The 10,981-nt window shown below is 72.6% G+C and carries 10 protein-coding genes; 8 read left to right on the top strand and 2 right to left on the bottom strand.

Annotation, left to right across the window (positions count from 1 at the left end):
• The first annotated feature begins 58 nt into the window (after positions 1–58).
• From OG885_RS04035 to OG885_RS04005, 7 genes are all read left to right on the top strand, one after another.
• Positions 59–760 carry a hypothetical protein gene (locus OG885_RS04035; protein ID WP_405726061.1) on the top strand — a complete coding sequence of 234 codons (702 nt, stop codon included), beginning with the start codon at positions 59–61 and terminating at the stop codon, positions 758–760.
• Positions 761–821: 61 nt separating this feature from the next.
• Positions 822–1,274 carry a flavodoxin family protein gene (locus OG885_RS04030; protein ID WP_405726058.1) on the top strand — a complete coding sequence of 151 codons (453 nt, stop codon included), beginning with the start codon at positions 822–824 and terminating at the stop codon, positions 1,272–1,274.
• A gap of 264 nt (positions 1,275–1,538) precedes the next feature.
• Positions 1,539–2,507, top strand: a complete 969-nt coding sequence (locus OG885_RS04025) for an SGNH/GDSL hydrolase family protein (RefSeq protein ID WP_405726055.1) — start codon at positions 1,539–1,541, stop codon at positions 2,505–2,507.
• 160 nt (positions 2,508–2,667) lie between these two features.
• On the top strand, positions 2,668–4,863 hold the full coding sequence (locus tag OG885_RS04020) for an MMPL family transporter (protein WP_405726052.1): 2,196 nt from the start codon (positions 2,668–2,670) through the stop codon (positions 4,861–4,863).
• 295 nt (positions 4,864–5,158) lie between these two features.
• Positions 5,159–6,358, top strand: a complete 1,200-nt coding sequence (locus OG885_RS04015; protein WP_405726049.1) for a sensor histidine kinase — start codon at positions 5,159–5,161, stop codon at positions 6,356–6,358.
• A 40-nt stretch (positions 6,359–6,398) separates the two neighbouring features.
• A complete protein-coding gene (locus OG885_RS04010) occupies positions 6,399–7,079 on the top strand; it encodes a response regulator (RefSeq protein WP_405726046.1) in 681 nt (226 codons plus the stop codon).
• A 42-nt stretch (positions 7,080–7,121) separates the two neighbouring features.
• Complete coding sequence (locus tag OG885_RS04005) at positions 7,122–7,760, top strand: class I SAM-dependent methyltransferase (RefSeq protein ID WP_405726043.1); 639 nt, start codon at positions 7,122–7,124, stop codon at positions 7,758–7,760.
• Here OG885_RS04005 and OG885_RS04000 read toward each other — a convergent pair.
• A complete protein-coding gene (locus OG885_RS04000) occupies positions 7,739–8,518 on the bottom strand; it encodes a class I SAM-dependent methyltransferase (protein ID WP_405726040.1) in 780 nt (259 codons plus the stop codon). The two genes, OG885_RS04005 and OG885_RS04000, sit on opposite strands and share 22 nt — an antisense overlap.
• A gap of 17 nt (positions 8,519–8,535) precedes the next feature.
• Positions 8,536–9,462: a GNAT family N-acetyltransferase gene (locus OG885_RS03995; RefSeq protein WP_405726037.1), complete on the bottom strand. Its 927-nt coding sequence runs from the start codon at positions 9,460–9,462 to the stop codon at positions 8,536–8,538.
• A 321-nt stretch (positions 9,463–9,783) separates the two neighbouring features.
• Here OG885_RS03995 and OG885_RS03990 point away from each other — a divergent pair, with 321 nt between their 5' ends.
• Complete coding sequence (locus OG885_RS03990) at positions 9,784–10,941, top strand: methyltransferase (protein WP_405726034.1); 1,158 nt, start codon at positions 9,784–9,786, stop codon at positions 10,939–10,941.
• Positions 10,942–10,981 lie beyond the last annotated feature (40 nt).

The following is a 10,981-nucleotide window of genomic DNA, read 5'->3' as shown; positions in this document are numbered from 1 at the left end:
CAACGGCGTTCCCCCGGGCGATGATTGATCGCGCAACAGAACCATCCCTGGGGGGACCATGAGTTACGACAACACGCAGCCGCCCATGCCCGGCTACACGCCGCCGCCCGCGCCCGGCTACTACGCGCCGCAGCCGCCTCAGGCGCCGCAGGGCCCGAAGAGGACCACGACGGTCCTCATCGCGGCCGGCGCGGCGGTGGTGGCGGCCGTCCTCGCCGCGGTCGTCACCGCGAGCGTCAGCGGCGACGGCAAGGCCGAGGCGGCGCCGACCGTCACCGTCACCAAGACGGCGCCCGCCGAGGGCGACACCGCCGCCGACGACTCCGCGACCGACGCTGCGGACTCCGACGCGCCGGCCGAGGAGTCCGGCGACGACTCCTACGGCTTCGACGACACGATCGCGTACGACAACGACGTCGAGATCAGCCTGACCAAGATCACCCGGGCGGTCTCCGGCGAGTACGCGTCTCCGGAGAAGACTCCGTACGCCAAGTTCACCATCAAGATCGTGAACAAGTCGGACAAGAAGATCGACGCCTCGATGATGACGGTCAACTGCGCCTATGGCGACGAGGGCAAGGAAGGGGAGTCCATCTACGACGACGGACTCGACGGTCTGCCCGACACCAGCATCCTGGCGGGCCGCTCGCTCTCCGTGCCCTGGGGCTGCGAACTGCCGAAGGGCCAGTCCTTCCTCCAGATCGAGGTGGCGCCCGACTACGAGTCGGAGACCGCGATCTTCACCGGCAAGGTGAAGTAGCGGCGGTCCGGGCGGCCGGCGCGTTTGCGCAGGGTGCCCGGCCGACGGCAGGGTGCGGGGTGTGCCTACCTTGCTGATCGTGCATCACACCCCCTCGCCCAACTGCCAGGAGCTGCTGGAAGCCGTCGTCTCCGGGGCCACCGACCCGGAGATCGAGAACGTCCGGGTCGTGCGGCGGGCCGCCCTCGCGGCCACCGCCTCCGACGTGCTCGCCGCCGACGGCTTCCTGCTGGGCACACCGGCGAACCTCGGCTACATGGCCGGGGCCCTCAAGCATTTCTTCGACCAGGTCTACTACCCGTGCCTGGACGAGACGCGGGGGCGGCCCTTCGGCTACTACGTCCACGGCGGCAGCGATGTCACCGGCGCGGTCCGCGGCATCGAGGCCATCACCACGGGCCTCGGCTGGCGCCGTGCGGCGGACGCCGTGACGGTGACCGGCGCGCCGGGCAAGTCCGATGTGGAGGCCTGCTGGGAGCTGGGCGCGACGGTCGCGGCCGGGTTGATGGGGTGACGGCGGCCTCTCTCAGAGGGCGAGGATGTCCCGCCCCTCCGGAGTGTCCCGCCCCTCCGGAGTGTCTCGCCCCTCCGGAGTGTCTCGTCGCTCCGTAGTGTCTCGTCCCTCCGGAGGACGAACCGGGTGGCGGCTACTGCGGGCTCAGTAGCCCGCACAGCCCGCAGCGGGACGACGACGCGGGCGGGCTCGCGAGGCGAGCCTGAGGCGGTGTGCAGCACCGCCCGCGCCGCGTCGGCGCCGTACCGGAAGGCGTGACCCCGGATGAGAACTCGTACCAGCCTCGGGTTGGCGGTGACCCTGTCGTGCGCCGCGCTCGTCACCGTGGTCGGCGTCGCCCGGGACGGCGTCGGAGACACGGCGACCTCCCCGACCCCGCCGCCGCGCGGCCCGTACGTCGCCCTCGGTGACTCGTACACCGCCGGTCCGAAGATCCCCGGCCGGCACGGGAAACCCGCGGGGTGCGACCGCTCCGACCGGAACTACCCCGCGCTGGTCGCCGCCGAACTCGGCCTGGAGCGGGCGGAGTTCCGTGATGTGAGCTGTAGCGGGGCCACGACGGGCGACCTGTCGGCGGCGCAGGACACCGACGACGGGACGAACCCGGCGCAGCTGTCGGCCGTGTCCGCGTCGACCCGGCTGGTCACCGTCGGGATCGGCGGCAACGACATCGGCTTCGGCTCCCTCATCACCGGCTGCGTCAAGGCCGGCGTCCGCTACCAACTGAAGAGCCGCATCGGGGACTCGGCGCCCGACCGGGCCCCGTGCCGGGAGCGGCAGACCTCCGGTGGCACCGACGCCGTCGAGACGAAGATCGAGGCGACGAGCGGGCGCGTGGCCGACGTACTCGGTGACATCAGGCGCAGGGCGCCCGAGGCGCGCGTCTACGTGGTGGGCTACCCGACGATCCTGCCCGCCCGAGGCGCCGACTGCGGCCCGGAGATGGGGTTGGCCCCCGGCGACGTCACCTACCTGCGGCAGAAGGAGCAGCAGCTCAACACCATGCTGCGGGAGGCCGCGACCGACGCCGGGGCCGGGTACGTCGACACCTACGCCCCCTCCGACGGCCGCGACGCCTGCGCGAAGGCCGACGTGCGCTGGGTCGAACCGCTGATCCCGGCCGCTCCCGCGGCCCCCGTGCACCCCAACGAGCGCGGTGAGCGAGGCATGGCCCAGGCCGTGCTGCGGGCGGTGCGCGCCGCCGGGAGACGGGGCTCTCCCCGCGGGCCGTAGTCCCGGGGCAGGAGATGGCCGGCCGGGCATGTACTGCGGTTTCAGTAGGCGGTCCTGCCAGTGCAGCAGACGGCATTGCCAGCAGCCGGACGACGACTCGGGGACCCCCGCCGGGACAGTCTGGGTGATCTGATCGAGCACGGATGTGGAGTCTCCTGACGTGGCTGCTTTTCTCTATCGACTGGGCCGACTGGCCTTCCGGCGGCGTGGATACGTCGCCCTGATGTGGTTGGCCGTGCTGGCCGCCGTCGGACTGGGCGCCATGCAGGCCCCGGGAACCTCCGACGAGGAGTTCTCGATGCCGGGCATCGAGTCCCAGAAGGCGTACGACCTGATGCAGGAGCGCTTCCCCGGCGCCGCCGCCGACGGCGCCACCGCCCGCGTGGTCTTCGTCGCCCCCGACGGACAGAAGGTCACCGCCACCGAGAACAAGAAGGCCGTCGAGGAGACGGTCGCCGCCCTCGCCACCGGCTCCCAGGTGGCCGGTGTCGCCGACCCCTACCAGAGCAAGGCGGTCAGCAAGGACGGGTCCACGGCCTACGCCACCGTCACCTACAAGGTGAAGTCCAACGACGTCAGCGACGCCAGCCGTACGGCGGTGGAGAAGGCGGCGGAGCAGGCGCGCGACGCCGGGCTGACCGTCGAGACGGGCGGCTCCGCCATGGACAGCGGCGGCGGCGCCGGCGGCATGGCCGAGATCATCGGCATCGCGGTCGCGGCCGTGGTCCTGCTGATCACGTTCGGCTCGCTGGCCGCCGCGGGGCTGCCGCTGCTCACCGCGCTCATCGGCGTCGCGTTCACGATGCTCGCCATCACGCTCCTGGGCAGCGCCCTGGGGCTGTCCACCAGCACCGGCACCCTGGCGATGATGCTGGGACTGGCCGTCGGCATCGACTACGCCCTCTTCGTCGTCTCCCGCTACCGCGAGGAGCGCGCCAAGGGCCGTACGCCCGAGGAGGCCACCGGACTGGCCGTGGGCACGGCCGGCTCGGCCGTCGTCTTCGCCGGTCTCACCGTGGTCATCGCGCTCGCCGGGCTGACCGTCGTCGGCATCCCGATGCTGTCCAAGATGGGGCTGACCGCGGCCGGTGCGGTCGTCGTCGCCGTCCTCGTGGCGCTGACGGCGGTGCCCGCGCTGCTGGGCTTCTGGCCGAACGCGGTCCTGGCACGACGGATCCGCAAGAACCCCGCGACCAAGGAAGCCGCCGACAACGGCGGCACCCGGTGGGCCCGCTTCGTCCTGCGCCGCCCCCTGCCCGTACTGCTTCTCGGCGTGGTGGGCCTCGGCGCCCTCGCCCTGCCCATGACGGGCCTCCAGCTGGGCATGCCCGGCGACGAGGCCAAGTCCACCTCCACCACCGAACGCCGCGCCTACGACGACCTCGCCGAAGGCTTCGGCCCCGGCTTCAACGGCCCCCTCACCATCGTCGTGGACGCCCGCGGCATCGCCGACCCGAAGGCGGACGTCGCGGCCATCAGCGACAAGATCGCCGGTACGGACGGCATCGTCTCCGTCACCCAGGCCCGCTTCAACGACGCCGGCGACACCGCGGTGTTCAGCGCGATCCCGTCCACCAGCCCCACCGACGAACGCACCAAGACCCTCGTCAAGACCATCCGCGCCGAGCGCACCGAGAACTTCGAGGTCACCGGCACCACGGCACTGAACATCGACATCTCGGACAAGGTGCAGGCGGCGCTGGTGCCGTATCTCATCACCGTCGTCGGTCTGGCCGTGATCCTGCTGCTGGTCGTCTTCCGGTCCGTGCTCGTTCCCCTCAAGGCGGCCGTGGGCTTCCTGCTCTCGGTGCTCGCCGCCCTCGGCGCCGTCGTCGTGGTCTTCCAGGAGGGGCACGGCGCGAGCCTGTTCGGCGTCGAGCAGACCGGGCCGATCATGAGCCTGATGCCGATCTTCCTGGTGGGCATCGTCTTCGGTCTGGCCATGGACTACGAGGTCTTCCTCGTCTCCCGGATGCGGGAGGCGTACGTCCACGGCGAGTCCGCCGAGCAGGCGGTCGTCTCCGGATTCCGGCACAGCGCCCGCGTGGTCGCCGCCGCCGCGCTGATCATGATCGCGGTGTTCGCCGGGTTCATCGGCGAGAGCGACTCCATGATCAAGATGATCGGGTTCGGGCTCGCCATCGCCGTGCTCTTCGACGCCTTCGTGGTCCGGATGGCCCTGGTGCCGGCGGTCCTCGCCCTGCTCGGGGACCGCGCCTGGTGGCTGCCGAAGTGGCTGGACCGGCTGCTGCCCCGCGTCGACATCGAGGGCGAGTCCCTCACCCGGCACCCGGCCGGGGCGGCGGAGCCCGACCCGGACCCGACGCCGGACGACTGCGCGCAGGTACGTGTCTGAGGGGCGCGGCCCCGGCCGCCGGACCGCCCGTGGCGAGAGCCGCGGGCGGTCCGGTGATGTGCGGGGAAGAACGTCGTTCATCTCGCGTGGGGCGGCTCGTGGCTCACGGGAGCGCGCGTCGTTCATCCCGCGCGGGGCGGCCCATGGCGTAGGGGAGAGGGCGTCGTCCACCCTGCGCGGGGTGACCCGTGGCACCTGGGATCCGGAGTGCCGCCCACTGAGCGCAGCGGCCTCCGGTGCGCGGGGGCGCGCGGGTCGTCCACCATGGACTCAGGCCCTTGATCCGGAGATACAGATGAACCCCCGCTTGGAGCGCCACAGCGGCCGATCCGTCCGCGTCATGGACGTCATCACCATCCTGGCGCTGCTCGGCTGCGCCACGTTCGGCGCCTCGCTGAGCATCCCCGGCACCAGCCAGCCGGGTGACGACCGCCCCGCGGTCGTCCTCGCGGCCGTCTCGTGTCTCGCCCTGCTCACCGCCCGCACCTACCCGCGCACAATCTCCGTCGTCGTCACCTCCTGCACCATCGCCACCCTCGCCCAGGGCTATCTGCCCACCCCCCTGACCCTGGCCCCGCTCATGATGGCCCTCTACTGGGTGGCCGCCCGGACCGACCTGAGGACCACCCGCGTCCTCGGCCTCACGACCATGGCCGTGATCGTCCTCACCGCCATCCTCGACCGCCCCACCACCGACATGCTGCTGCTGCGCACCGTGGGCCCCGTCCTGTGGCTGCTGCTGCCCCTGGTCGGCGGCCGCAACGCCCGCCTGCGCGGCGCCTACCTGGAATCGGTGCAGGCCCGGGCCGTCCACGCCGAGCGCACCCGGGAGGAGGAGGCACGGCTGCGGGTCGCCGAGGAGCGGATGCGCATCGCCCGCGAGCTCCACGACGTCGTCGCCCACCACATGGCCGTCGCCAACGCCCAGGCGGGCACCGCCCGCCACCTCGCCCCCACCCAGCCCGAACAGGCGCAGAAGATCCTCGACGAGCTGACGGCCACCACCTCCGCCGCGCTCCTCGAACTGCGCGCGACCGTGGGCGTGCTGCGTCAGCCCGACGACCCCGACTCCCTGGAACCCGCCCCCGGACTGCACCGGCTCCCCGAGCTGATCGCGGCCTGCGAGTCCGCCGGTCTCACCGTGACGGTCGCCACCGAGGGCGAGCCCCGGCCGCTGTCACCCGGCGTGGACCTGACCGCGTACCGGATCATCCAGGAAGCCCTGACCAACGCCACCAAGCACGCCTCCGACCACACCGCCCGCATCCGGCTCGCCTACTCCGACTCCCGGCTGCTCATCACGGTCGCCAACGAGGGTACCGGCGTCGCCCCGCCGGTGCCGGGCGGCGGCTTCGGCCTGATGGGCATGCGCGAACGCGCCCACTCCGTCGGCGGTGACCTCCGGGCCGGCCCCCACCCCGAGGGCGGCTTCGAAGTCACCACCGCCCTGCCCCTGCACTCCCATGTCACCGACGAACAAGGGACGACCCCGTGACCACCCGTGTGCCGCTTGCCGACGAACAGAGGGCCACCCCGTGACCATCCGCGTCCTGCTCGCCGACGACCAGGCACTCCTGCGGGGCACCTTCCGGCTGTTGATCGACTCCTGCGCGGACATGGAAGTGGTCGGCGAGGCCGCCGACGGCAAGGAGGCGCTGGAGCTCGCCCGGACGCACCGCCCCGACGTGGTCCTCATGGACATCCGCATGCCCGGCACGGACGGCCTCGCCGCCACCGCCGCCCTCTGCGAGGACCCCGACCTGGCCGGCACCCGTGTCCTCGTCCTGACCATGTTCGAGACCGAGGAGTACGTCGCCCGCGCCCTGCGCGTCGGTGCCAGCGGCTTCCTCGGCAAGTACGTCACCACCGACGCCCTGCTCGCCGGCATCCGTACCGTCGCTTCCGGCGAGGCCCTGCTCTCACCCGGCGCCACCCGGGCCCTCATCACCCGCTTCCTGAGCGCACCGGCCCCCGGCAACTTCCTGGCGCCGCCCGAACGCCTGGCCGACCTGACCCCGCGGGAGCGGGAGGTCACCGTGCTGGCCGCCGAGGGCCGGTCCAACGAGCAGATCGCGGACCACCTCGTCCTCAGCGTGCTGACCGTGCGCACCCACGTCCAGCGCGCCATGACCAAGCTCGGCGCCCGCGACCGCGCCCAACTGGTCGTCATCGCCTACCAGACCGGGCTGGTACGACCGACGTCCGGGCCACGCTGAGGGAGCGGGCCGTATGTCAGTGAGGAGTGCCATGCTGGCCGTATGGGTGATCACGCGCGGCACGACTCCGTACGGCACAGCTACGACACCGTGGCCGAGGAGTACACGACCCGGCTGCACGCCGAGCTCGAAGGCAAGCCCCTCGACCGGGCGTTGCTCACGGCGCTCCTCGAACAGACCGAACCGGGGGCGCCGGTGGGCGACTTGGGCTGCGGGCCCGGGCATGTGGCGGCCTGGCTGGCGGAGAAGGGTGCGCGGACGGTCGGCGTCGACCTGTCGGCGGGGATGGTCGAGGCGGGGCGCGGCCGGTTCCCGCAGGTGGAGTTCCGGCAGGGCGACCTGCTGGAACTGCCCGCCGAGGACGCCGAGTTCGGCTCCCTGGTCGCCCTCTACACCGTCATCCATCTCGAACCGGCCGAACTGCCGCGCGCCTTCGAGGAGATGGCGCGGGTGCTGCGCCCAGGGGGCCCACTCCTTGTCTCCTTCCACATCGGCGAGGAGGTCCGGCACCTTGACGAGTGGTGGGGCCACTCCGTGGACGTCGACTTCCGCTTCCTCGACCCCGCCCATGTCGCGGTCCTGCTCGAAGCGGCGGGCCTCACGGTCGAGATGAAGCTGGAGCGCACGCACTACGCCCACGAGGCGGAGACCCGCCGCGCCTACGTGCTGGCCCGCTCCTGACAGGTCACGACCGGCTGGTAGAACCCCGTCGCCTCCGGCGCGTGCCACAGGGCGTCGGCGAAGCCGGCCTCCGCGAGCAGCCGCGTGAGCAGGGACCGCGTCAACGCCCAGTAGGTGGTGGTGCGCCGCCGGACCGTCCAGCCCTCGCCCGCGGGGATCATCTGGAAGTGCTCCAGGTCGTAGCGCTCGCCGTCCTCGTGCCAGTGCCACAGCTGGAACGTGATCACTCGGCCGTCCGACGTCTGTGCGACCTGGGGCGGTGTGGAGGTGGGCCGGGAGCGGCGGAGCTCGTCGTAGTCCCGGAGGGTGAGCACCAGCAGCCCGCCGTCCCGCAGCACGCGGCGAATCTCGCCCAGCGCCGCCGAGACGTCCTGCGCGCAGAGCAGGTGCGGGAGCGCGTTGTCGGCGCAGACGACGACGTCGAAGAGGGAGGCTCCGAACGGCAGTCGGCGCATGTCCGCGGCGGCCGTCGGGAGCCGGATGCCCCGTGCGGCCGCCTCGACCGTGGCGCGCGCGGCGGCGCGGGGGCTCAGGTCGCTGCCGACGACGTCGTACCCGGCCCCGGCCAGCCCGATCGCCTGGGTGCCGATGCCGCAGGAGCAGTCCAGGACGCGATGCGGCCCCGCGCCGAGGCGCCGCTGGACCAGGGTGTCCAGGACGGCGGCCTGACGGGCCGTGCTCGCCTCCCAGTCCGCGAACATCAGGTGGTAGTCGGCGGCCAGGTCGTCGTAGAAGTCCCGGGTCGAGGACATGCGCACACCTTTCACCGCCACGATCAGGTCAGCACCGCCTCCCAAGTATCGACCGCGTAGTGGAGGCTCAGCCCGTTGCGCCCGTACAGTTCGGGCGCGCCCGTCGCGTTGGCCGTGTCCACGCCCAGCCCCACGGTGTCCCGTCCCCTCGTGGCGAACGCGGCGAAGGCCTGCCGGAGCAGCAGCCCGCCCAGCCCTCTTCCGCGTGCCTCCCGCAGCACCCCGAGGCTGCGGATCCACCCCATGGCCTCACGATCGTCCCGCGCGATCAGGAACCCGGCGTCCCCCCACTCCTCGGTGCCGACGAGCCACACCAGCGACCAGTCGAGGCGCTCGGCGTCGATGTCGTGCAGCCACTGGTCGTACGCGCGGGGCTGGAAGTCGAAGTGCTCGGCGAAGGTGGACTGGTAGAGCAGATGGGCGCGTCGGCGATCCGCCTCTGCGGTGCAGGGGCGGATGCGCACGCCTAGCGGCGGTTCCGGCGCGTGGTCCTCGGCCCGGTCCAGGGGGCGTTGCAGCACGTGGTAGCGCCGTACGACGTACCAGCCGCGCTCTTCGAGAAGCGAAGTGTCCAGCGTGGGACGGGTGTTGAGGTGTAGATGGACGACGGCCTTGGCGGCGCCGTTGCCCCGGGCCCTGGCGAGGGCCCTGATCTGGAGGGCGTCGAGGATCCGTGCCCCGGCCCGCTGGTGCTCGGGCAGGACGTAGTGGTCGACGTCGATCCGCTCGTTCCCGGAGTCGTCCCACAGCAGCCCGTACGCCACCAGCCGCTCCCCGTCGAAGGCCAGCCAGGAGTCGCGCTCCAGGTCGACCTCGGGATGCCGCAGATCGGCCTCGACCGTGGCGAGGTCGGTCTCCCGCCGGCCGATCTCGATCTCGTCGACGGCATTGAGCAGCTCGGTGATCGCGGGCGCGTCGGCGAGCCCGGCGGGGCGCTGAAGGTAGGGCATGAGGGCCAGGGTCCTGGCGGCGGCGGGCGGTCGCAACGGGTTTTCGGCGCCCGGCGACCGACACGGTTTGCCCGGGCGCGGGACGCCGTGCGAGCCTCGTACGTCATCTCTCCGGAAGGACCCCTCGTGACACTCGGCATGGTTCTGGGCGACGCCTCCTCACGCGCTTCGACGCGGGAGCCACAGGAGTCGCGGGAACCGCGGGAGCCGTAACCCTCCCTGTCCCGATCTCCGAGCCCGTGCCGCGGTACGGGCCGTCGGTGCTGCTCCTCGTCGAAGTGCTCTTCGTGCCCCCGCACTTCGACCACGAGGAGTACCTCCGTGTCCACGATCCACTGGACCGAAGACCGCACCGCCCGATCCGCCCGCTGGCACTCCGAGAGCGCCGCCCCACCGCCCCGCCGGATCGTCGTCGCCGACGACCGGACGAAGGCCGCCACCGCCTACCGACTCGCCTGCGAGGGCACGGCGTTGCTGTGGCGGGGCGACTTCCACAACGCACGACACCTGCTGAGCGCGATGCGCCGCCGCGTCGACGGTCGACCGGCCCGTCCGGGCGACACCCCGGAGGACTCCTTCCATCTGCACCGCCGGGCACGCGGCCATCGCGCCCGGGTCCTGGGCAGGCTGATCGTGCTGCTGGCGGACGACCACAGCCTGGACCTGCGCCGGGCCCCTGATGTGCGCCAGGCGTGCGCCGAGGCGTACGGCCCGTCGGCCGGGACCATGGCGGTCGCCCTGACCGAGCTGCTCGGTGTCGTCGGCGCGCGGGAGTGGCGCGCCAAGGGCATCGAGGTGCCCGCCCTCGGCGCCCGCGTCCACCCGCACTACGGAGTGTTCTCCCCGGTCAGGGGCGAGTACGTCGACCTCGTCGCACGGGCGCCGCTGCCCCCGGCCGTGCCCTGCCGGACCGCCTTCGACCTCGGCACAGGGACCGGGGTGCTCGCCGCCCTCCTGGCCGGGCGCGGTGTCGAACGCGTCGTGGCCACCGACATCGCGCCGCGCGCCCTGGCCTGCGCTCGCGACAACGTGCGGCGGCTGGGGCTCACCGGTCGGGTCGAGATCGTGGGCCCCGCCCTGTTCCCGCCGGGCCGCGCCGACCTCGTCGTGTGCAACCCGCCCTGGCTGCCGGCCCGGCCCACGTCCGCCGTCGAGCAGGGCGTGTACGACCCTGACAGCGCGATGCTGCACGGCTTCCTGGACGGCCTGGTGGACCACCTCGCCCCGGGCGGCGAGGGATGGCTCGTCCTGTCCGACCTCGCGGAGCACCTCGGTCTGCGGAGCCGCGGCGACCTGCTCACCGCCGTCGCGGCAGCCGGCCTCAGGGTGGTGGACCGGATCGACACCCGGCCACGCCACCCCCGGTCGAGGGACACCACGGACCCGCTCCACGCCGCCAGGGCCGCGGAGGTCACCTCCCTGTGGCGCCTGGCCGCCCGTCCCTCCATGTCGGCGTGTCGGAGGCGAAATGCCCTGTAACGTCACGCGTCCAGGCCTGGCTCGCGCTCGGGGGAACCCC

The sequence above is a fragment of the Streptomyces sp. NBC_00028 genome (genome assembly GCF_045041065.1).
In the GTDB taxonomy this organism is placed as follows: Bacteria; Actinomycetota; Actinomycetes; order Streptomycetales; family Streptomycetaceae; genus Streptomyces.
This window is presented reverse-complemented; position numbering and strand designations above follow the sequence as displayed.

Bases quoted from the DNA above. Each gene is read 5' to 3' on its own strand.
- OG885_RS04035 (WP_405726061.1), top strand. From the start codon at position 59: ATGAGTTACGACAACACGCAGCCGCCCATGCCCGGCTACACGCCGCCG.
- OG885_RS04025 (WP_405726055.1), top strand. From the start codon at position 1,539: ATGAGAACTCGTACCAGCCTCGGGTTGGCGGTGACCCTGTCGTGCGCC.
- OG885_RS04015 (WP_405726049.1), top strand. From the start codon at position 5,159: ATGAACCCCCGCTTGGAGCGCCACAGCGGCCGATCCGTCCGCGTCATG.
- OG885_RS04005 (WP_405726043.1), top strand. From the start codon at position 7,122: ATGGGTGATCACGCGCGGCACGACTCCGTACGGCACAGCTACGACACC.
- OG885_RS03995 (WP_405726037.1), bottom strand. From the start codon at position 9,462: ATGCCCTACCTTCAGCGCCCCGCCGGGCTCGCCGACGCGCCCGCGATC.